The following is a 22,670-nucleotide window of genomic DNA, read 5'->3' on the forward strand; positions in this document are numbered from 1 at the left end:
TTACCCGGGGTTTAAAAACCCCGGGCTACAAACAATACAACCCCTGACGGGGTTGATTGATGTTTTGTTGTAATTACCGCATTCCCCGAATTACAAACACAGCACCTGGCGGAATCGGCTTTAATGGCGGCCACAGCTCCCTCCATCAGCCCTCCCAAGTCGCGGAGGGTTTCAGGTGGAGACCTAAGGGCCTTAGCCCTTTGAGCCTGTTGGTACGATTGACCAGGGGTTTAATCGAATTCCCAACGCCCCTACGCTTGATAAATCCCAATAGCAAGAGGCGAAAAGGGGTACAGCCCGTGGTCCCACCTGAAACCGCAGCAACTTCCCCCATCCCACCACAAACAACAAAACGCGAATAATCAAGAGGTACACCTCGCGGTCCCACCTGAAACCCCAGCAACTCCCCCAAAAACAAATCTTTGTAATTAAAATTCTTTTCCCGACTTTTACGCAACCGATTGTATTTTTTACAACTCCCCGTTATGAGAAAAACACTGTTGCTCCTGTTGTCATTATGCCTCGCGCATCTATCACACGCCGAAGACGGATACAACCTCTGGCTCCGGTACAAACGCATAGACGACAACAAGCTACTCACATCCTACAGGAAAACCATCACCGCCATCCAGGTAGTCGGCCAGTCCCCTACCATGGACGCAATAAAGAAAGAACTGATACTGGGACTAAACGGCCTACTCGACACCCACATCGCCACCACTCCCACCAACAATACACTCATCGCCGGCATCCACTCCGCATTAAAATTAAACCTGGAAGAAAAACCGGACGGCCCGGAAGGCTTTCTCATCATATCAAAAGTAAGCGCCGGCAAACACTACACCATCATCACTGCCAACACCGAAACCGGTGTACTTTACGGCACCTTCCATTTACTGAGACTGATCCAAACCCACCAACCCATCGAAAACTTACACATCAATTCCTCTCCCCGTGTCAAACTCAGACTGCTGAACCACTGGGACAACCTTAACAGATACGTAGAACGCGGATACGCCGGCATCTCCATCTGGAACTGGCATACGCTTCCCGACTATATAGATGACCGTTATACCGACTACGCCCGCGCCAACGCTTCCATCGGCATCAACGGCACAGTCCTGAACAACGTAAACGCCAACGCCACTATACTCACGGAGCCCTACCTGCAAAAGGTAGCAGCCCTCGCCAGGGTCCTTCGCCCCTATGGTATTAAAGTATACCTCAGCGCCCGCTTCAGTGCTCCGATAGAAATCGGTCACCTGAAAACAGCCGATCCGCTCAACGACACCGTCCGCCAATGGTGGCAGGCCAAGGCAAAAGAAATTTACCAACTCATCCCTGACTTCGGCGGATTCTTAATAAAAGCCAACAGCGAAGGACAACCCGGCCCTCAAAGTTATGGTCGCAACCATACAGACGGCGCCAATATGCTGGCAGATGCGGTAGCTCCATTCGGCGGCATCATCATCTGGCGTGCCTTCGTATACGCTCCACAAGCGAAAGACCGCTTCAAACAGGCGTACGATGAATTCACTCCGCTCGATGGTAAATTCCGTAACAACGTGCTCGTACAGGTAAAGAACGGCCCTATCGACTTCCAGCCAAGAGAACCATTCTCACCCCTGTTCGGCGCTATGCCACAAACACCGCTGATGATGGAATTCCAACTCACACAGGAATACCTCGGCCAGGGTACACACCTCGTATATGAAGCACCCTTGTTCAAAGAAGTGCTCGACGCCGATACACATGCCAAAGGCCCAAACAGCACCATTGCAAAGATCATCGACGGAAGCCTGTATGATCATGCAGTATCAGGCATCGCAGCCGTATCGAACATCGGTAATGAACGCAACTGGACAGGCCATCTCTTCGGGCAGGCTAACTGGTACGCACTTGGTCGCTTAGCATGGGATTATAATCTCTCCAGCGAACAGATAGCTACAGAATGGATCCAACAAACATTCAGCAACAATCCGACAGTGGTCAACTCCATCAAAGATATCATGCTCGCCTCGCGCGAGGCCGTCGTAAACTATATGACACCTCTCGGCTTGCATCACATCATGGGCAACGGTCATCATTACGGACCCGCACCATGGAGCAACAACGCACCACGCCCCGACTGGGATCCTGTATACTATCACAAAGCAGATGCAAAAGGTATCGGCTTTGACAGAACAACAGCCGGGTCTAATGCACTACAGCAATACCGACCTGCGGTAAGACAATTATACGCCGACAGCAATACCTGTAGCGACCAATACCTGCTATGGTTCCATCACGTCAGCTGGCAGCATAAAATGCACTCCGGCAGAACCTTATGGAACGAGCTTTGTCACAAATACCAGGAAGGCGTAGACACCGTCAGCGCCATGCAACATAAATGGGAACAGTTAAAAAGCTATATCGACCCGGAAAGATTTCACCAGGTACAAATGCTGCTGGCTATCCAGCACAAAGATGCCATCTGGTGGAGGAATGTTTGTCTGTTATACTTCCAGACCTTCTCCAAAATGCCTTTCCCGGCTAATTACGAACAACCAGACCATACACTTGAATACTATCAACAACAACGTTTCCCTTACGCACCGGGAAACTGATATCCTTAAATAAACAACCGATATGGACAGCGCAAACAAACGAGTAGCAATAGTAACCGGCGGAGGCTCAGGTATAGGACTCGCAATCACGGAAAAATTCATCAGCAACGGTATACAAACCGTGATCGTAGGCAGAGATGAAAAGAAACTGCAGGCAGCCAAAGCACAACTGGGCGATCTCTGTTATCCTGTCATCCATGATGTAAGTAACCTGCCTTCCATTCCTGACCTCATCAAAAAGATCATCGACCAGTTCGGACAGATCGATATCCTGGTGAATAACGCCGGCATCAATATGAAGAAGGATTTCATCGAGATCACCGACGAAGAGTTCCAGCAAGTCCTCACCACCAACCTCTGCTCCGTATTCTCTATTTCAAGGGAAGTAGTGAAACATATGTTGACAGCAGGTAGTGGCAGTATTATCAATATAAGCTCTATGGCGGCTCAATATGGCATGCCAAGGGTAATAGCCTATAGTGCCAGTAAAACGGCAATAGACGGCATGACAAGGGCCATGGCAGTAGAACTATCTCCCAAAGGGATCCGTATCAATTCCATCGCTCCCGGCTTCATTGAAACAGCAATGACAGCCAAAGCATTGAATGCAGATCCTGAAAGGAAACAGAAAGCCATTGGCAGAACGCCCATGGGACACATGGGCCTACCGGAAGATGTGGCAGATGCTGCCCTCTTCCTTGCGTCGGATGCCTCCAGGTATATTACAGGTGTAATACTACCGGTAGACGGCGGTAATTCAATTGGATTCTAAGCTTCACATATCTCACGTTTTATGAAGACCTTTCGTTTGTTCGTCCTTAGCACAGTAATAAGTTGCACCATTCAGGCGCAGGTCAGGCTACCACGCCTGATCAGCGACAATATGGTGTTACAGCGGGAGACCCAGCTAAACCTGTGGGGATGGGCTACCCCAGGGGAAAACATCACCATCAGTTTTGCCGGTAAACAATACGAAACGATCACTCCTGCGGATGGCCACTGGCGTGTGGCCATTCCGCCCATGGAGGCCGGCGGTCCCTACGACATGAAGATCGATGCCAGCAATCACCTCACCATTAAAAACATCCTCATTGGCGACGTCTGGCTTTGCTCCGGGCAATCCAATATGGAGCTGTCAATGGTCAGGTTAAAAGACAAATATCCAGATGTGATCGCAGCTTCCACCAATCCCAATATCAGGGCATTCAATGTCGCCACCAGGATGAACTGGCAACAACCCTTAGAAGACCTTGAAACCGGCTCCTGGGCAATGGCCGATCCGGAATCAGTACTGCAATTCTCCGGTGTAGGATATTTCTTTGCGAAGGAGTTGTATGAAAAGTATCACATTCCTATCGGCATCATCAGGGCCGCTACCGGCGGTTCTACGGCAGAAGCATGGCTTAGCGATGAAGCACTGCAACAGTTCCCTGCTATTTATAACTCACTCAGATTAAGAGACCAAACGTACCTTGACAGCATCCGCAAGGCCGATCAGAAGGCCAGCGACAACTGGTATAGCCAACTATGGTGGAAGGATAAAGGAATGCAGGCGCCCGTCAAATGGTTTGACAATAGTTACAACCCGCAGGATTGGAAGACCATGAACATTCCCGGCTACTGGCATGACCAGGGCCTGAAAAACATTCACGGTGTGGTATGGTTCAGAAAAACTATACAGGTGCCGGCAAGCATGGCCGGACAGCCAGCAAGACTATTCCTGGGCAATGTTGTTGACCGCGATTCTGTATACCTCAATGGTCAGTTGATCGGCACTACCCAGTACCAATATCCTCCCAGGAAATATCCCGTCTCTGCAGGTATGCTGAAGAAAGGCACAAACACTATTGTTGTACGCGTGATAAACTACACCGGTAATGGCGGCTTCTATAAAGACAAACCTTATCAACTGTTCACTGCTACCGACACTATTGACCTGAAAGGTCCATGGCAATACCAGCTGGGCGCTGCTACTGATCCTATCCCACCTGCCATGACCTTTTACACTCAGCCCTTAGGCCTGTATAATGGTATGATAGCACCTTTACTGCCCTACGCCATCAAAGGTGTCATCTGGTACCAGGGAGAAGCCAATGCAGACAGGGCAACGGAATACTGTCAGATATTCTCAGCGCTCATAAAAGACTGGCGGATCAAATGGGCAGGTATGCATACTATGCAGAACTTTCCCTTCCTCTATGTACAGCTGACCAGCTATATGGCCAGCCATCCGCAACCAACCAACAGCAACTGGGCCTTATTACGTGAAGCACAGTTAAAGACGCTCTCCGTTCCCAATACGGCCATGACTGTCACAACAGATATCGGCGAATGGAATGATATCCATCCGCTCAACAAAGAAGACGTAGGCAAACGGCTGGCCCTGGCCGCCCGTAAACTGGCGTACCACGACAGTCTGCTGGTCAGCTCCGGTCCCCTGTATAAAGACATGACCATACAGGGAAATAAGATCATCATCCGGTTCACCAATACAGGAAAGGGCCTCCTCGCAAAAGGCGGTCCGCTGAAATACTTCGCCATTGCCGGACCTGATGAGAAATTCAGATGGGCACATGCCGAAATAGTAAACAACACAGTAGTAGTCTGGCATGAATCTGTCAGCAAACCTGTAGCAGTACGTTATGCCTGGGATGATAGTCCGCTGGAAGCCAACCTGTATAACCAAGAAGGTCTTCCTGCATCCCCGTTCAGAACAGACAATTTCAAGGCTATCCCTTAAGTATAAATACAGGCGCAGTCCTCAGCTGTGCCTGTACTTATACTTAAACACCAGCATCGCAATATTCAATCCAAGGGCAAGGAAATTGGTTGAAATGATAGGGAAATCGGATTTCGCGAATCCATAGTATATCCATAAACTGTTTCCCGTCAGCATCACAATGAACATAAATACCGACACATCCTGCGCCTCCTTTGTTTTTATCGTTTTGATAAGCTGCGGAAGCAAAGAAGAAGATGTACATATACCCGCCACAAGTCCAAGTATTTCAAGGAATTCCATGCGCCTGTTTATCATTCCTGCAGTAAAATAATGCCAATTGCGGCGGCCCCTTGCGTAACTGCTGCAACTTTTAGCCGTCTTATTCGTCTTTAGGGAAGACACAAACTTCATTAATCCATCACTATGAAAAGATATCTCCTCGTTGTACTGCTGCTAAGCTGTGCGCAATGCATCGCACAGCCACTGGAAACCAGTATCAATCAGATATTTTCGAAGTATAACCATCCTGGCATTCCGGGAGCCGCCGTCCTGGTAATACAGAACGGAAAGGTCATCTTCAAAAAAGGGTACGGCACTGCCAACCTCGAATACGATGCTCCCATCACTCCATCCACCGTCTTTGACATTGCCTCCGTATCCAAACAATTCACCGGCTTCGCCATCTCAACACTCATACAGGAAGGAAAGATCTCTCCGGATGATGATATCCGGAAATACCTGCCTGAAGTACCCCAATTCAGCAATACCATCACAATACGTCATCTGATCCATCATACCAGCGGATTAAGAGACTGGCCCGCTACCTTACACGCTGCAGGATGGCGTTGGGATGAAGCATTCAGATTTGAAGATATCCTGCGGATGGTAAAGCAGCAACGCGACCTCGACTTCCAGCCAGGTGCACGTTACTCCTATTCTAATACCGGCTATAACCTGCTGGCCGCGCTGGTTGCCAGAGTAAGCGGCACCCCCTTTCCTCAATGGATACAGGAACACGTATTCACCCCTTTGCAGATGAATGCGTCCCTGGTACTGGACGACTACACAAAGGTGATTCCCCACCTTGCAAGCTCCTATGATAACAATGACGGTAAAGAGTTCCGTAAAATTAACGACGCACTCACCGCACTGGGCTCCAGCTCTATCTTCACTACGGTAGAAGACCTCTCCAAATGGGTCATCCATTTACAGCAGCAAATAGACGGGAAAGATCCTGTCTACCTTAGGATGCTTGAAATAGACAGCCTCAATGATAAACAACCCGTTACTTATGGATATGGTCTGTCTGTAGAAACCGAGAATGGCATAACCAATATCTCACATGGCGGTGGCTGGGCAGGGTTCCGGACCGTCATCTCCATGTATCCTGATCAAAAGCTGGCTATCATTGTACTCAGTAATAACAGCGATTTTGATCCTGAAGGCAATGCCACTGCTATCGCAAAACTGTTCCTGAAAGATAAGCTGCCTGCTACACCGGTACGCGAGGATCTCAGCAAATTGCCTACCTTGAAAGGCGACCCTGAATTACTTAAAAAATACACCGGTACATACAAGCTGGGCGATGGCTGGTATGTTACCTTTACCCTGGAAGACGGCCATATGATGGTGCAGGCTAACGGAGAAAGTAAATTCTCTACTGATATAAAATCAGATACCGTACTATGGGTGCCCGCCTATAATTCATCCGTTACTTTCCGGGATATCACCGACAAAGCCGCGGCACTCAGATACCGTGGTATCATTGCTCCGAGAATAACGCCCGTTACACTCGACTCAACACTGCTGGTCGGGTATGCAGGCATTTACTATAGTGAGGAACTGGAAACCGCCTATAAACTCAGCGTAGAGAATGGGAAACTGACGGCTCATCATATGCGCCTGGGCGACTTCGAATTCGATCCGGACAGGGTGGTAGCTGCCAGGTTCAGCAGCAATAACGGCACCATTGACTTTATAAAGACCGACTCAGGCATCACTGGATTCAGGCTCTCCAATGGAAGAATCAAAAACATACTCTTTAAAAAGCAGTAATAAATGTAGCAAGGGGATTTGCCATATATAGCCATAAGAATGGCACAATCTCTGATCAGACATATGAAAAGATCTTTCACCCAAAACCTTATCTTATGTCTGACAACAAAACCAATGTCGGTCAGCAGGACCGCATAAGAATTGATGCCAATGATCCTGCAGAAGTGGAATATGTTCACAGACAGTTTCCACATCTCAAACATGAACAGGTAGTAGAAGCTATCAAAAATAAAGGTCCCTTCAGAGAAGATGTTATTAAATATCTGCAAAATCTGAAGTAATTTCAGTGGAACGCCCTGCGTAATAAACGCAGGGTTTTTCACTCACCATAATCACAGTATACAATGGCATCACCCGGACATATTTTAGCGATAGACGTAGGCGGATCACATATCAAAGGCACTATTCTCAACGACAAAGGCGAATGGCAGATGGAGTACAAACGGGTGCCTACCCCAAAAGATGCCAAACCTGCCGATGTACTAGCCACCATTTCCACACTGGTCAAAGACATGCCGGCATATGACAAGGTCTCAGTGGGCTTCCCGGGTTATGTCCGCAATGGCGTCGTCTATACCGCTCCCAACCTGGGCAATCCTTACTGGAAAAACATTGACCTGGGTCAGCAGATCGCCGATCTGTTGAATCAACCGGTAAGACTTGTTAACGATGCAGACCAGCTGGGCCTCGGCGTAGTGAGTGGTAAAGGTTACGAACTGGCAGTCACACTGGGTACCGGGTTCGGCACTGCACTATTGATAGACGGGTACCTGCTACCTCACCTTGAGCTGGCACACCACCCCGTAACCAAGGAACACGATTATGACGAATACATCGGAAATAAAGCCCTGGAAAAAGAAGGGAAAGAGAAGTGGAACAAGCGAATGGAACGCGTGCTGGAGATCCTGAAAACTGTCTTCAATTACGACCGCCTGTATATCGGTGGTGGCAGTGCTGACGAACTGACCATGCCCCTGGATGATAACATTCACATTTTCACCAATAAAGATGGCATTAAAGGCGGCGCAAGATTATGGGATATGGAGGACAGGTATCACATCAGTACAAACTATCCTAAAAAGTAGTCAGGAAAAATATTGCAGAAAGTAGTAGCCACTAAGAACCACCGGCATTGGTGCGGTGAAGGCTTCGAGTAAAACTAACACATGGCATAAAACAAACGAGGCCGTCTCAAAAGAAAGAGGCGGCCTCGTTACATATTGATCGGGTCAACATCAGAACTTATACGCAAAGCTTGCAGTAAAGTTCCTTCTTCGTTGTGGGTTTACAGACCAGTATCCGATATAGTATGTTTCATTAGTGATATTATTCACGTTCAGCGAGATCCTGAAATCCTGCGAATTGTAGGATATAGCGCCATTCACCAATACATAACCTGGCAGATAAAAATCACCGGTAGCAGCGTTGTCTATCACTTTATACCGACCAGCATAGTTACCGCCCACACCAAAGCCAAAGTTCTTCAGTTTACCGTTCTGGATTTTATAGTTTGCCCAGATGTTGGCCAGATCCTGCGGACCTTGTCCACCGGGCGCTCTGCCTGGCTCAGAATAGAAATCCTTAGGATCACCTTCCTTTACTTTCGTACTGTTATGGCTATAACCTGCTGTCAGGTTCAATCCCTTCACCGGGTTGGCATTAACATCCAGTTCAAATCCTTTGCTGCCTACCTTACCTCCTTGAATGACACTCATCGGATTTGTCGGATCAGGATATACCCTGTCCGATACCTTGATGTCATATACAGAGAAGGTAGCATGTACCCTGTCCTCTAACAGGTTTGCCTTTACACCATACTCCACCTGGTTGGCGTGTTCGGGTTTAAATGTCTTCACCCGCACATTGTTACCATCAGCATCAGATACCTGCTGTGGCGCCACATTGATAAAGGCGTTCATATAGCTCGCAAACACGGATAGCTTATTTAAGATCGGCTCATAAGCAAGACCAAACTTCGGCGACAATGCAAACTGATCATAGTCATCATCTTTTGTGCTCTTTTCTCCCCTGGAATCAAAATAATCTGCCCGCAGACTCACCATTGCAGACAGTCCCGGTGTAATATTCAGTACATCAGAAACATAGGCACTATAAGAGCTATTAGAGATATTACTGTTGCTGATACCCGTACCGGCCAGCAAATTGTCAATCGCCGACTTAGACAGACTTACAGGCCCGGTTGTATCATTGGTATATGGGTCAACATAATAACGGATGTCACCCTGTGGGGTTACAGACCTTCCGGCAGCCCAGCCAGAGCCATTATCAATTACATTCCTGTGGAAATAATCCAATCCAACCAGCAAACGGTTTCTCAGGTTACCGATCTTAAAATCGCCGTTAAAGTTCTGCTGAATATCTGTTGTATTGGTAGTCTGGTTCTCATTGTGGAAGTACTGATCGAAATAATCATCCCCCGGAATATCATCCCATATATAGGTATAAACGCCGTTGGATTTTACACTCCCTCTTGAGATAACCGTCTGGGAGGTCCACTGATCAGATATCCTGTACAACATCTGTCCCTGTAGGTTATAACGGGGGTTCTTAATGGTCAGATCATTACTGGTAAAGGACAGGTCATTATTCAGATTCAGTTCTTCGATCGTTTTATACCGCAATGGGGAAACCCTGTCTGAATGGAAGAATACCGGAGCAACTGCTCTTTCTTCGTTCAGGATCTCTGCCATTACCTGGAAGGACAGCTTATCATTCACTTCATAAGCCAATGATGGTGCAATGAAAAAGGACTTCTTAAACCCTGCATCCTGGAAGCTGTTCTCAGAATGATAGGCAGTGTTCACGCGCATAGCGATCTTTTTCTTTTCGCTCAAAAGCGCATTCACATCCGCCGTTAGTCTGTTCAGGCCATAGCTGCCGAAGTTATAACCTACTTCACCACCAAAGCCATAATAAGGCTTTTTAGTGATGGTATTGATCATCCCTCCATAGCTGTAAAAGGCGCCGCCAAACAATGTACCTGAAGGGCCTTTAATCACCTGTATCTCCTCAATATCTGCCGGATCAAGGTTACCACTGGTAATGCCCGGTAATCCGTTATATAACAGCGGCTGTGCATCAAAACCTCTCAGCGCAAAGTAAGAAGCTCCGTCTCCTGCCCTTCCGGTAGACTCCCAGGTACGGGTAATACCTGGTACATTCCTGAATACATCATCATAGTTAGTGATGCCCTGCTGTTTGATGATCTCTGAAGATACCGTGTTATATACCTGCGGATTCTCCAGGTTCCTTAACGGCATCTTCGCCACTATCTTGTTCTCCTTATTCGGATTAGTAGAGGATATGATGATCTCCTGCAATTGGGCAGCGTTCTCATTCAATACAAAATCAACATGCACTGTTTGTCCGGCAGCTACACTCACAGATTTCTCCTGGCCTGCAGCAGCAACAGCTGATACTTTCAGCAACCAGTTGCCAGGTTTTACATTCTTAATAATAAACGCCCCTTTCTCATCACTGATACTCCCCCATTTGGAGCGCTCGATCCTGATCGTCACATTGGACGCCGGCTTACCATCACTGGTGGTGATCGTTCCAGTGACGATGCCATTGTTGTCCTTCACACCCTGTGCAGATACAACATGGATCAACGATAATAAAATAATAAGAAAAAGTAGATGTCTGGTCATTCCCGTTAACTTATGGTTGAATAGAAACTAATTTGAACTGCAAAAATGACGTGACGAAAAGGGAACAGTTTACGCAATGCGGAATTTATTTTCCGGGAAGCCTGAAATGACCAACAGTTGACACTGACAAGATAAGATAAGGGGTATCTGATAAAAACAACAGCGCCGCAGAAGACGTATCCCCTGCGGCGCTGTTGCTGACTAAAACTACAAATTGCTCTCATTCTGTGGCAACGGATACCTTGCCCACACATCATCATCGGGCCTGTCTTTCGGCAGGGTTCCCAATAAGTTATAACGTCTGACGTCTATCCAGCGGTGTCCTTCCATGAACAGGGAATAGCGCCTGTTGTACAACAGTTCTGTTATCAATGCAGCGTTAGTAATCGCACCTGCATATGGTGTAAGGTTATGCGCTGTTCTGATACGGTTCAGGGCCACAATACCATCTGGTATAGCCCCACTCTGGATCTTAGCTTCTGCATAGATCAGGATCAGCTCCTCATTGCGGATGATGCTCACCGGCGAATTCAGAGAGCTCCAGATCACCACATCACGTGTAGCAGTCAGACCATTCTGACTGAATGCCGCATTACGCTGGGCTGTTTTATTAATACGGTCATCTCCGGGAATAATATCCGCAGCATAAGAAGGATGCGCTCCTCTTACCTCACCCGTATTATTTGGTGGGATAAACATCGTATTGGCCAGGTCTCCACCATTCGTAGAGAAGTAGTGGTACACACCTGTATTCAATGCTCCATTCAGGTCAAAGAAAGACTCATTCAGAGCAGTCAATGCAGCAGCCCAGTTTTTACGGTAGATATATACCCTGGCAGCCAGCGCACGGTTAAATTTCAGCAGACCGGCAGCATCCTTGAAACCAGCAAAACCATCTGACAAGGGGAACATCACTTCAGATCCTGTCAGGTCTGCTTTTCCGTCGTCCAGGAATTGCAGGATTGTATCCATCACCTTCCCAGGGTCTGTCACCACAGGACCTAATGTAGCGCCATTAGGCACGGGTATACGGGCGCCATTGGAATCAGTCATATTGATATTCAACAGTAACTGATAACCGATCAACGTCTTTGCAAATCCGGAAAAGGCTTTCTTCTGTACATCTGAAGCAATCTCCGTACGGGCATTCTTTGCAGCATCCAGCAGGATGAAGCATTGCCTGGCCACCTGATAACGGGAGCCCCAGGGATTGGTCAGATAGAAAGTGTTATTGTCCAGCCTTCTGCTACCACCACCGAGAATATCGGTCGTATAACGGGGCTCAGAACCAGAGAAACGATAAATTTCTCTGCCAATAGCACCTATACCATCCAGGTAAACGGCATAGTTGTTACGCATACCTGATTCTGCACCTGTTACCAGGTTAAACAGATCGCTACGTGTTGGATTACCAATGACGCCACCTACTACAGGTGTATTCAGACTGGTTATTTCCCCTTTCTGACATGCACTCATGATCAGCAGGAAAAAGGCGGCAGTTATAATTGAGAAATAGTTCTTCATATGAAATAATTTTTAACAGACAGAAAATGATCAGAAATCCACACCAACATGGAAGCTGGCTCTTTTGGAAGCAGGGAATGGTGTAACATCCACACCGGTAGATAAACCGTTACTACCGCGGCTTGTAGAGGTAGTGATGGTATTACTTCCGAAGTTGGATACTTCAGGATCATATCCTACATAACTTGTCCAGGTAAAGAAGTTGTTGGCCGATACACCGAGGCGTACACCCTTGATGAAATTTGTATTCCTCAGGGGCACATTATAGTAAAGCCCTATCTCACGGATACGTACATAGGAAGCATCCTGCACATAGATAGAAGCGTCGCCTGCACCCGTGCGGTAAACACCAGCCTTCTGGCCATGCAGTACGTCGTCATAGTCAAATGAAGTAGCGCCCAGGTCCGTCAGTAGCTGTGTAAGGTTGATATTGTCGCCTCCTTTCTTCCAGTGTATGAGGAAGCGCAGTGTAAAGTTCTTCAGGAATGTTACCTCATCATAAAAACTCATCTGGAATTTAGGTTCTGAATTACCGATCAGTTTCAGATCGCTACCCACCGTTCCTTTGATCTGTGTAGCGGGTTGCCCCTCTTCCAGGTAGAAAGTGCCTAGTGAGTTACCGAAGGCGCCGATAGCATAAGGAGGTATCAGCAGCTTGGTTACCTTAGAGCGGTTACGCCACCAGCTGATGGAGGAAGACCATCTGATGTTTTTATTGTTGATTGGGATCGCTGTCAGTCCCAGCTCAATACCATTATTCTTCAGGTCACCACTGTTCTTCCACTCATTTGCATAACCGGAAGATCCTGGTAATGCGTGACGCAGCAGTACATCCTGGATCTTCTTGATATAATAAGTAGCTTCCAGGCTTATTCTACCGTCCAGTACACTCACATCCAGACCACTTTCAAATTCAGACTGTCTTTCCGGTTTGATGTCAGGATTACCCAGCAGGTTATCTACCAGTATACCGGGATATCCACCGATATTGCTTCCCAGCATACCTGTGAACTTACTGCTGTATGGTGGTACGTTACCAGACTGACCATAGGCAGCGCGGATCTTCAGGTTCTGAACATTTTTCACATCCCAGAATTTCATCTTTGCAATATTCCAGGAAATCGCTCCTTTAGGGAATACATAGTATTTCTTGTAATCGCCGTTGTTGGTAGACCGGTCAAAACGTACACCACCACTCAGTGTGATCGCGTCGATGAGTGAAAGGTCTTCCTGTATGAAGATACCATTGTCGCGGTACTTCTGCCTGAACTGTCTTGTAGTTGTATTGGCGCTGGCATCGAGGTTGCTCTGTCCGGCTACGAGGTTGGTAGCCACTGTTACGATGTTATCCATGAAGCCTGTTTCCAGGGTAGCGCCTACTGTACTTGTCAGACTGAGGTTTTCACTTGGCGTGAAGGTATTCGCCAGGAAACCACCTAAGTTAGTATTGGTGTTGTTGGTGTTCCCCTGGATGGAATGTCCCTGCAAGGCGTTTTCCTCAAACTGCAGATCACGGGGGAACAGAGCGGCTGTTTTATAGTTAAAATAATCCACACCACCGCGGCCGATGAATTTGGTAGTAGAATGTTCACTCTGCTGAATACGCACCTCCAGATTCGCACCACCCACAAAGCGGTTGGTCAGCTCATTGTTTTTCATTTTATCACGGGTCTCAAGCGGATTGGAAGCCGCAAACGGATTCCGGGGGTATTCACCTAATGCATTGGGGAACAGGTCTACAAAGTCGGGAGTAGATGATAAAGCCACACCGTAAGTCACACCGTTGTTATCGTTATTCGTCAGACCTCTGTCGGCGTCGGAATGAATATAACTGGTACTAACGCCAAGAGAGATATGGTCGCTTATCCTGTGATCGATATTGATACGTACGGAGTTATTAAAATAACCGGTATTCTTTACAATACCCTGTTCCTGCCTGCGGTTGCCGGAGATGTAGAAGGTGGTCTTTTCTCCACCACCACTCAGCGACAGACCTGTATTTAGTATCAGCCCTGTTTCGCCATACATTTCCTTCTCGTAATCATAGATCTTACCTGCGCTCTTAGCCGCGTTATATTGCGCTGCATACGCCGCACGTCTCGCTATTACCGCTGGATCAGTGCTGGAAGCCGGACCAGCCAGATCAGCAGCCGTTTCAGGTGTAAAAGTACGCACGCCCATCAGGTGTCTTACTTTGGCAAACCCTGTTTCATGGTTCACGCTGATCTTTGTTTTACCAGCCCTTCCTTTTTTGGTGGTGATGATTACCACACCGGCCGCCGCTTTCGCACCATAGAGAGCAGCAGCAGAGGCTCCTTTAAGGATTTCGATATTCTCGATATCCTGTGGGTTCAGATCCGCAATACGGCTGGAAGGGTTATCCTGGTTATTGGGGTTACCCGCAGTAGCAGCACCGGTTACATCGTTCAATCCGGCAGGGATACTGCTATTATTGAAGAAGATACCGTCCACTATATATAGTGGCTGTGAGTTACCAAATACGGAAGTGATACCTCTCATCTTCACAGAAATACCACCACCGGGAGCACCGGAGTTGGCGGTGATCAGCGCGCCAGGCACTTTACCACTCAGGGCCGCGTCGAAGGTCTGCGCGGGCGCAGCACCAGACAACTGATTGGCATTGATGGTGACCACAGTATTGGCCAGGTTACTTCTCTTTACAGTAGTAGCCAGACCTGTTACCACAATTTCGTCCAGTTTAGCAAAGTCTTCCTCCATGGTAATGTCCAGGGAAGAACTGCCCGATACCTTAATAGTTTGTGTTTTGTACCCCGTAAAAGAAACGAGAAGAGTAGCGTTCGGCGGAACGCTTAAATTATAGGCGCCACTACCATCGGAGATAGTCCCTCTGTTGGTGCCCTGTATTCTGATAGTTACACCGGGAATTGGTTTGCCATTCACGGCGTCCTTAATTCTTCCTGAAATGTTTTGCTGCGCAAATAGTGCCAGTGTGCTACATAGAAATAGCAACACAAGCAAGCTGGATTTGGGTAGAAGCATAGCTTGTTCGATTTAGATATGATGATGATTGATAAAAAAATGCTACAGGTTCTTTTACTGATCTTGTGATCCGCGATTTCAGATTTTGGTGGTAAACGTGCTATTGGCCATTCTGCTTATTTAACAGTTAACAGTGCATTGTGGTTCCCTGCCGGAATATTCAGCTGCCTGGTTTCCGGGACATCGGCAGGTAGACTTTCATGAAGCGTTTTCTATAACGTTGAATAAGTTCGGCAGATTACGAAAAACTAAAAGCATTTCGTTTTTTTTGTTTGGGTGATTTATACTATATTTTCTGATGACCCATTTCTCCTGCAATAGTTTAGCATTAAACAATAAGATCCCGTAACCGGTTACATAATAAACCGGTTACGGGACATTTTATCTGGTATATAGAATTGATCAGGGTTTTACACTACCCTGTAATGCACCTTTGAGATCTTTGGAAATCAATTTATTCCCGTCAAAGAATGATACAGTGGCTTTATCTTTTATGCTGAATTGCACAGGATTCAGGAGGATTACCTTACCATTGAAATTATCCAGCTTCAGTATTTCTCCCGTGGTATTTCTCTGTACCTGTATATAAGCGATAGCGTTAGGGCCGTCCTTAGACAAGTCTACGTAAAATGTATAGTAATAATCTCCGTCGGTCTGGTATCCTATTTCGGTAAAAGGAGGTTTGAGATCACCTGCCTTGGCAACAGCAATGCTGAAGGAAAACATTGCCAGCATGACAATAAGAAATAGGTTTAGTGCGCGCTTTGTCATAGGGATAGTCTTTAATAATTCGGTAAAAGGTTCGTGTTCCATTACAATTTAACAATTTTTTATATTTAAAAGCAACTTTTATTTGCTATGCAGATAAAAAAGTTTTCCCTGCTCCACGGAAAATTCTTTAAAAAAATTTTCTCCGATGATTATCAACAACTTAATCACGTTCACGCCTGATGGCAGGAAAAAGTTTTTCCTGCTGTTTCCTCCAGGTTTCCAGCCACATATCCCTTTATAAGTCTCATATAATAAATCAATTATGTATTTCTACACCCAACATTTTGGATACTCTTAATATCTACGTCTGCATTTCCCCATTCCATATACTTTAATTTTTTTTTTAACCCTTGTACGCATATCGGGTAATAAATGTTGTCTTATATGCAAAGGGTTCATTCAATACAATGCGCGTTAGATGTTGAATCTACTTTAATAATTCGTGTAACCATAATAATAAAGGTAAAACAGATGAACAGAAGCTTAATGGTTCTTGCAGCCTGCTGCATGACTATGCCAGCCTTTGCACAATCCTTTCAGATTAAAGGAAAGCTCGGAAGATTACAGGCACCAGCCAAGGTATACATTGGTTACACTTTTGACGGCAAAAGTGTATATGATTCAGCAGATGTTGACAATGGTAATTTTTCGTTCGACAAACCGGTATCCTATCCAACTAACATTCTGCTGACTGTAAGCCGGGATGGGGAGCCTCAGACTTTCTTTAATGCAAAAGATATTGCACATCTATATGTAGAACCGGGTTCAATCGTATGGTTAACATCCGACGAAAGTATCGCCAACTTCGATTCTAACGGATCTGCTTCGCAGGATGATTATAAAACGTATGAGAAGTTTATGGCAGATGCAGAGGAAAAACTGACACTGCTGACAACTGAATCATCAAATACATTGCAGAATGACGTATCGGAAAAAGCACTGGCTGCCAAAAGCAACTATATGGAGCATTTCCGTGCTGCAATGGACTACAGAAAACAGAAAATGAAAGAGTTTATCCAGCAGCATCCTGAGATGTATATCAGCCTGGATATCCTTGAAGAATACGCAGGTGCTTTTATCGATTTCCGTGATGTAGAGCCGTTATTTAAATCACTGGCCGACAAAACGAAATCATCCGCAAAAGGTAAAGCATACCTGAAGAAGATCGAAACAGCAAAACAAACCGCGGTTGGAGCTGCAGCACCGGAGTTTTCTATGAAAGATCCTGAAGGTAATAGGGTTGCACTGTCTTCCTTCAAAGGAAAAGTAGTATTCCTGAACTTCTGGGCCAGCTGGTCTGCAGCTTCCAGATTAGAAAATCAGCAGCTGAAACAGATCCTGAAACCTTACAGCCCGAAAGAAGTGACTGTGATCAATGTGGCACTGGAAGAACGTAAGGAACCCTGGGTGCAGGCTATATCAGAAGACAGAATGCCAGGATACAATGTATCCGATCTGAAATTCCTAAGAAACGAGATCGCCGAACTTTACAACGTGTCTGCTGTTCCGCAGAACGTGCTGATAGACGGCTCAGGAAATATTATTGCCAGAAATCTGAAGGGGAGTCAACTGTCAGAGAAATTAGCTGGTATAGTTGGTAAATAAGTAAAAGAGTGTAATCATAACAGGTAGTCATAGTGAATTAATGCAAACCCGGCAGGTGAACACCTGCCGGTTCTTTTTTTATTAAAATTCTACATAGACACGAGAAATTTCAGCTTACCCTGCGTCTTCACATTTCCTTCCAGGTTGATCCTGTAAATATTATCACCCCACTTCTGCCGCACACCTCCATCTTCCTCCGTTTGTAAGGGTACTTTCTCTATACTCGCCACAAGATCTTTTGCCGGATAATGCAGGTAAAAGTCTTTCGATTCACCTCCCTCCTTCCGGTGTATCACTAATACACCCGGCTTTAACACCTCTGTCGGGTAGCAGGTCATCAGATGCTCCGTTACCTTTCCGTCTGCCTCCAGTTGCATATCGTCTTCTATCTGCACATTCTTCCCTTTGTTAAGACGGATACTCCGCTGCCACTTCTTTATACCTGCCTTCTCCGGATAAGCTTCACTGATATCCATTGCCAATGTACTCGCGGATGAACTCCTGTTATACACTACCTTTTCCGCTTTAAACCTGCTGCCTGCCGATTGCGGATAGCCATTCACAGTAGGCACATTATGATAGTCGGAGCGGTTATACCAGATCTCATATCGCTTACTGCTGAAAGTTTTGGCAGTATACGTACCACGTCCTACATCTATCAGCACCGGTAATCCATTATGATACACTACATAATTCCCCACATCATTATGGTTATGACTCTCATCATTATGCCCACCCTGTGCAGCCACAAAGAAACCGTCGGTACTGCCGTTCCTGTCGCGGGCTATCATTACCTGCAGGTCCGGCCACCAGACATCCCCCGGTAATACCAGGCCCTTGTCAGCATGTTGCAGTTCATCCTGCATGAACAATACGAACAGATGCCTGAAATAATGATACCCCCTCGTAGAAGCCGGGTTCTCATTCTTCAGGTAATACGCGCCGAAACGCATCATAGCCGTATCCCCGATATCCTTTCCAAACCGGTAGATCATACTGGCTGCCATACCCGGTTGGGGATCCGCATCAGCAAAATCCAGGAAGTACCGTTCACTGATCTGTGCCCGGTAAATGAACCGGCCCATCTCTCCCACTTTTTTGTCAGCATACACATAGGCAAAGGCATTATTGGTAGCCAGGTTCAGCAAAGAGATATTATCATATAGCGAAGCCGCCGCTGCACCCCAGTATCCGGGGCCTTCATCACAGCCGCCATCAGCAGGATAGGGATTCAGGAACTCGTCCAGCACGCTCAGCAACTTTGACACCGCTGCTACCCGTTTATTGTCATCCTTTTCCAGCAGCAATACGGAATTCAGCCAATTAGAACAGATCCATGGATTCCAGTTGTTGGGACGCCTGCCACTACCACTTGTACTCATCCATCCGTGATGTTTCGTCATCAATGGCTCGAAGATCCGTTTATTGGTTTCATAATAGATCCGTTTCCTGATCTGAGGGGAAACCTTGTCCAGCTCCTCCCCCAGGAAATAATCCACCCATGAAAGTAAGGTAGCCGTCTCCGCAGAGAAGAGCTCCACAAAGGGTGCTGACACATCCATCAGTCCATCGAAAGATCTTGGCAGATGTGCAGGCGCTCCCCAGAAAGACTCCTCGCAGATAGACCATACGCCATTCACTACCGGATCAATAAAACGACCCTTATGCTCGTACACTTCTGCAAGCAGCAGAGTGCCCAGCACCTCTCTTTTTTTACCGCTGATGTCCTGGTACTCTGTACGGTTCCCATTACGGATAATGAGTAACGATTTCACAGCGGGGATACCCGGCCATTCATAATTCAGGTATGCCTCCGCTTTTTTAATAATAGCCGCTCCAATAGCAGGATCAGCTTTCTCCCATCCCGCCCGGTTCTCCATATGCGGAAATGGTTCCCATTTGTCGTGAGGGATCAGCTTCTCTGCCAGTTGTGCCGGCGTATACCGGCCACTCAACAGGTTCTGCGCAGACAAATGACTCCCCAACAACAGCAGCATGCAGGTGTAAACGATGAATTTTTTCATGAGACCTTTTGTTTTTTAGTATGCCCAATCTGTGAGCAGCAATAAATTATTCCGGAAGTCCCCGTGCTGTTTCCTGAGTGCAGCCAGATCGATATCTATATACTTCTTCGCCGCTACCTCTGACAGTTCGAGGAAATCTTCATCATGTTTTGGTTTGATCTGCTGATAATCCCAATCTTTCTTTCCGGTTGCATATGGCAGCAACCAGGTGTAGGCTTTCTTCAGGCTTTTCTTACCGGGACTTTCATAATTCCAGAGATCAACATCTACATTTTCTGCCAGTAAGGCCAGTTCAAAAAAAGCCCGCAGATTAAACAGGGAATAGTTCCAGGAAAGTGTTCTGGCCAGCTCTTTCGGCTGGCGCCCATCAGTTTCCAGCTGAAGGTCTATCCGTTTCCGGGTCTGCTCTTCTAACATTTGCCTGGCCAATTCCCGCTGGCCAGTGAACAAGGCAATCATTACCTGTTGTACATCATACCAGGTACCATGATTGTTCATTTCATCCGCCTCATCCAATCCTATAGGACTTGTACGCATCCATTGCAGAAACTCCCTGTACCATTCCTGGATACCTTTATACGTTTCAGCAGATAAAGACTTTGAGTCCTTCAGTAACTGAACACCATCTATGAGCATAGTCACATTATGAGTATCAATCAAGCCTATACCTCTGCCATCCGTAATGCCAGGAATGGCCTGCGCATAATTCAGGTTCGGGTTCATCCGCGTAGTAGGATCGAGGAACCAGATGCGCAGCAACTCCACCGCATGTGCCGCGTACTTTTCATTCCCGGTGTAAAACCAGGCCAGTCCCAGGAAATATACATCCCGGGACATGGCATTCTGGTACTCATCATCTTTGATGGCATAGCGTTCCGGATTGACCTGCCCATCCTTACGGATATAAGGCAATCCGTTCGCTTTACTTGTGTCAGGCCACCAATAGGGACCGACACTCATATAGTCATGCTTATCGCCACTGGGCGGCGCCTTATCCTTATATACTACAGAATAAGGCCCGTTCTTCAGTGACTTATCAGCTATGGAAATCAGTTCTGCCAGCGCCTGCTGCATAGCCGGCTCCTGCCGCGCGATCTTTCGTTTCCCTTCCAACAGCTTCCCTGGTTTGATCAGGAAAGTTTCCGGCGGCGACTGCGCCATCAGGGTGTTCATGCAAACAAACAAAGCCAGGACCAGCATAATACAAACCTCTAATACAGGCATCCTCATAAAAGCATTAATTTATTTAAGCGTATAACGTTTCATACTGATAGTAGCACTCTTCTTCCCGTCATCCACCTTATTCATATAAATGTACGCACGGTATTTCCCATCCGCCGTCTCTACCCAGGCGCCCGCTTCCGATTTAAGATTGATGGCATAATCAGGAGAGCCCTTCATATCAAGTTGCTGGAAATCCACGTCGTCAATATAAATACCGTACTGCAGGCGTGCAAGATGCTGGTCCCTGAGGTTCCAGGTCTTACGGATCTTCGTATCCCTGTTCACGCCCGTCGGCAATACAACACCGGGAAGATAAGTAGTATCCGCAGCCGGCGATACAAGTGCATGGTTAAATGAGATACCGGAAATAGATCTGTACAGGTATACAAGGTCTATTTTGGCCGCATTCTTAGCAGCATCCGTTTCATTATAAACAGCCATATCCGCAATGGAGATATAGCAGGCGTCCGCGTTCTTCACCGGCAGATCCAGCACCATATCCATATTGGAAATAGTATATGGTCCCATTGCATAGGAAACCGTCTCCCCGTTACTGCTCTTTGCCGAGAAAGTGAACTTCACCTCTTTCCCCTTTGCGGCGGGAGGTATCACATAGTAATACCTCAAGGTCACCGCATTGGTATCTTTCGTAAATGTAACCTTCGTAACAGCACCCTCATTCACAGAGGGATCCCCGATAGGAATGCCCACATCCTCTCCACTGCCATTTGTATAATAAGACTTGTTCTCCAGGTAAGTCGCCGCATCACCTTGAATAGATGCTTCCACCTGTGCAGACACAAGCTTACCTTTTGTTGCAGGCAGTGCCATCGCGTAGGCAAATTCTATTTTCAGGCCTGCCACATTAGGTCCCAGCGTTCTTTTGATACAGTCATTCCCCAGCTCATTCTTCGGCTGCGGAACAGTGTATTTGTCGTCCTTACACGCTACCATCGAAAGGCACAGCGGGAAGAACCATAATATATATCCGAGAAATTTAGCGTTCATAAAAGCATGTTTAAATGTAAATACTACCTTGGCTGCACAGTAACGATCACCTTATAGGTCTTTCTTACCTGCCTGTTGCCTGAGATAACTGTATATGTCCTTGGATTGGCCAGGTCGGAAAAATCAGTAAAGCCGGTGATCTTCGGATCCAGTTTGGCATCTGTTACCAGTGTAAACTGTGGAAACAGGTTCTTCAGGTCCGTGCCGAAAAACACAGTTACATTGACAGTACAAGCCACCGTATCTATCACGGCATTCTTGGTACGCACGGTCTGGAAATCGGACCCCAGCAATTCAAAATTGCTGACATAACACTCCGCACGGGTAGTGATCAGCAGGCCATCTTCATCAATAGGGATATCCTCTTTTTTGCAGCCCATCCAGCCAAAAGCAGTGATAAGCAGTAATAAGAGCATAGTGGAATATCTTTTCATCGTGT

Annotated in this window: 16 protein-coding genes; 7 read left to right on the plus strand and 9 right to left on the minus strand. The window is 46.8% G+C overall.

Annotated elements, in window-relative coordinates:
• The first annotated feature begins 485 nt into the window (after positions 1-485).
• From BLR32_RS07820 to BLR32_RS07830, 3 genes are read left to right on the plus strand one after another with little or no spacing between them, the layout of a single operon-like run.
• A complete protein-coding gene (locus tag BLR32_RS07820; protein WP_089830354.1) occupies positions 486-2,606 on the plus strand; it encodes an alpha-glucuronidase family glycosyl hydrolase in 2,121 nt (706 codons plus the stop codon).
• A 22-nt stretch (positions 2,607-2,628) separates the two neighbouring features.
• Positions 2,629-3,378: an SDR family NAD(P)-dependent oxidoreductase gene (locus BLR32_RS07825; protein ID WP_089830356.1), complete on the plus strand. Its 750-nt coding sequence runs from the start codon at positions 2,629-2,631 to the stop codon at positions 3,376-3,378.
• Positions 3,379-3,399: 21 nt separating this feature from the next.
• Positions 3,400-5,346, plus strand: a complete 1,947-nt coding sequence (locus tag BLR32_RS07830; RefSeq protein ID WP_089830357.1) for a sialate O-acetylesterase — start codon at positions 3,400-3,402, stop codon at positions 5,344-5,346.
• A 21-nt stretch (positions 5,347-5,367) separates the two neighbouring features.
• Here the strand turns inward: BLR32_RS07830 and BLR32_RS07835 are convergent, their stop codons facing one another.
• On the minus strand, positions 5,368-5,628 hold the full coding sequence (locus BLR32_RS07835; RefSeq protein WP_089830359.1) for a SemiSWEET family sugar transporter: 261 nt from the start codon (positions 5,626-5,628) through the stop codon (positions 5,368-5,370).
• 123 nt (positions 5,629-5,751) lie between these two features.
• Here BLR32_RS07835 and BLR32_RS07840 point away from each other — a divergent pair, with 123 nt between their 5' ends.
• The 3 genes from BLR32_RS07840 (at position 5,752) to BLR32_RS07850 (ending at position 8,468) form a co-directional block, all read left to right on the plus strand.
• Entirely contained in the window at positions 5,752-7,383 is a 1,632-nt protein-coding gene (locus BLR32_RS07840) for a serine hydrolase domain-containing protein (RefSeq protein WP_089830361.1), read from the plus strand.
• Between the two features lie 95 nt (positions 7,384-7,478).
• Positions 7,479-7,664, plus strand: coding sequence for a DUF3606 domain-containing protein (locus BLR32_RS07845; RefSeq protein WP_089830363.1), 186 nt, complete (start codon positions 7,479-7,481; stop codon positions 7,662-7,664).
• 63 nt (positions 7,665-7,727) lie between these two features.
• Entirely contained in the window at positions 7,728-8,468 is a 741-nt protein-coding gene (locus tag BLR32_RS07850; protein WP_089830364.1) for an ROK family protein, read from the plus strand.
• Positions 8,469-8,618: 150 nt separating this feature from the next.
• Here the strand turns inward: BLR32_RS07850 and BLR32_RS07855 are convergent, their stop codons facing one another.
• From BLR32_RS07855 to BLR32_RS07870, 4 genes are all read right to left on the minus strand, one after another.
• Positions 8,619-11,054, minus strand: coding sequence for a TonB-dependent receptor (locus BLR32_RS07855; RefSeq protein WP_089830366.1), 2,436 nt, complete (start codon positions 11,052-11,054; stop codon positions 8,619-8,621).
• 207 nt (positions 11,055-11,261) lie between these two features.
• Positions 11,262-12,578, minus strand: coding sequence for a RagB/SusD family nutrient uptake outer membrane protein (locus tag BLR32_RS07860; RefSeq protein ID WP_089830367.1), 1,317 nt, complete (start codon positions 12,576-12,578; stop codon positions 11,262-11,264).
• A 30-nt stretch (positions 12,579-12,608) separates the two neighbouring features.
• Positions 12,609-15,599: a SusC/RagA family TonB-linked outer membrane protein gene (locus BLR32_RS07865; RefSeq protein ID WP_089830370.1), complete on the minus strand. Its 2,991-nt coding sequence runs from the start codon at positions 15,597-15,599 to the stop codon at positions 12,609-12,611.
• Positions 15,600-16,001: 402 nt separating this feature from the next.
• Positions 16,002-16,370, minus strand: a complete 369-nt coding sequence (locus BLR32_RS07870) for a hypothetical protein (protein ID WP_218124161.1) — start codon at positions 16,368-16,370, stop codon at positions 16,002-16,004.
• A gap of 471 nt (positions 16,371-16,841) precedes the next feature.
• Between BLR32_RS07870 and BLR32_RS07875 the strand changes: the two genes are divergently transcribed.
• A complete protein-coding gene (locus BLR32_RS07875; protein WP_089830374.1) occupies positions 16,842-17,975 on the plus strand; it encodes a TlpA disulfide reductase family protein in 1,134 nt (377 codons plus the stop codon).
• Between the two features lie 89 nt (positions 17,976-18,064).
• Here the strand turns inward: BLR32_RS07875 and BLR32_RS07880 are convergent, their stop codons facing one another.
• From BLR32_RS07880 to BLR32_RS07895, 4 genes are read right to left on the minus strand one after another with little or no spacing between them, the layout of a single operon-like run.
• On the minus strand, positions 18,065-19,999 hold the full coding sequence (locus BLR32_RS07880; RefSeq protein WP_089830376.1) for a heparinase II/III domain-containing protein: 1,935 nt from the start codon (positions 19,997-19,999) through the stop codon (positions 18,065-18,067).
• A gap of 15 nt (positions 20,000-20,014) precedes the next feature.
• Positions 20,015-21,229, minus strand: a complete 1,215-nt coding sequence (locus tag BLR32_RS07885) for an alginate lyase family protein (RefSeq protein ID WP_245705378.1) — start codon at positions 21,227-21,229, stop codon at positions 20,015-20,017.
• 12 nt (positions 21,230-21,241) lie between these two features.
• Complete coding sequence (locus BLR32_RS07890; RefSeq protein ID WP_089830380.1) at positions 21,242-22,231, minus strand: DUF4466 family protein; 990 nt, start codon at positions 22,229-22,231, stop codon at positions 21,242-21,244.
• 23 nt (positions 22,232-22,254) lie between these two features.
• Positions 22,255-22,665, minus strand: coding sequence for a hypothetical protein (locus tag BLR32_RS07895; RefSeq protein ID WP_176842202.1), 411 nt, complete (start codon positions 22,663-22,665; stop codon positions 22,255-22,257).
• Positions 22,666-22,670 lie beyond the last annotated feature (5 nt).

It is taken from the genome of Chitinophaga filiformis (genome assembly GCF_900102545.1).
GTDB classification, from domain to species: Bacteria; Bacteroidota; Bacteroidia; order Chitinophagales; family Chitinophagaceae; genus Chitinophaga; species Chitinophaga filiformis.

Bases quoted from the DNA above. Each gene is read 5' to 3' on its own strand.
- BLR32_RS07820 (WP_089830354.1), top strand. From the start codon at position 486: ATGAGAAAAACACTGTTGCTCCTGTTGTCATTATGCCTCGCGCATCTA.
- BLR32_RS07825 (WP_089830356.1), top strand. From the start codon at position 2,629: ATGGACAGCGCAAACAAACGAGTAGCAATAGTAACCGGCGGAGGCTCA.
- BLR32_RS07830 (WP_089830357.1), top strand. From the start codon at position 3,400: ATGAAGACCTTTCGTTTGTTCGTCCTTAGCACAGTAATAAGTTGCACC.
- BLR32_RS07835 (WP_089830359.1), bottom strand. From the start codon at position 5,628: ATGGAATTCCTTGAAATACTTGGACTTGTGGCGGGTATATGTACATCT.
- BLR32_RS07840 (WP_089830361.1), top strand. From the start codon at position 5,752: ATGAAAAGATATCTCCTCGTTGTACTGCTGCTAAGCTGTGCGCAATGC.
- BLR32_RS07845 (WP_089830363.1), top strand. From the start codon at position 7,479: ATGTCTGACAACAAAACCAATGTCGGTCAGCAGGACCGCATAAGAATT.
- BLR32_RS07850 (WP_089830364.1), top strand. From the start codon at position 7,728: ATGGCATCACCCGGACATATTTTAGCGATAGACGTAGGCGGATCACAT.
- BLR32_RS07855 (WP_089830366.1), bottom strand. From the start codon at position 11,054: ATGACCAGACATCTACTTTTTCTTATTATTTTATTATCGTTGATCCAT.
- BLR32_RS07860 (WP_089830367.1), bottom strand. From the start codon at position 12,578: ATGAAGAACTATTTCTCAATTATAACTGCCGCCTTTTTCCTGCTGATC.
- BLR32_RS07865 (WP_089830370.1), bottom strand. From the start codon at position 15,599: ATGCTTCTACCCAAATCCAGCTTGCTTGTGTTGCTATTTCTATGTAGC.
- BLR32_RS07870 (WP_218124161.1), bottom strand. From the start codon at position 16,370: ATGACAAAGCGCGCACTAAACCTATTTCTTATTGTCATGCTGGCAATG.
- BLR32_RS07875 (WP_089830374.1), top strand. From the start codon at position 16,842: ATGAACAGAAGCTTAATGGTTCTTGCAGCCTGCTGCATGACTATGCCA.
- BLR32_RS07880 (WP_089830376.1), bottom strand. From the start codon at position 19,999: ATGAAAAAATTCATCGTTTACACCTGCATGCTGCTGTTGTTGGGGAGT.
- BLR32_RS07885 (WP_245705378.1), bottom strand. From the start codon at position 21,229: ATGAGGATGCCTGTATTAGAGGTTTGTATTATGCTGGTCCTGGCTTTG.
- BLR32_RS07890 (WP_089830380.1), bottom strand. From the start codon at position 22,231: ATGAACGCTAAATTTCTCGGATATATATTATGGTTCTTCCCGCTGTGC.
- BLR32_RS07895 (WP_176842202.1), bottom strand. From the start codon at position 22,665: ATGAAAAGATATTCCACTATGCTCTTATTACTGCTTATCACTGCTTTT.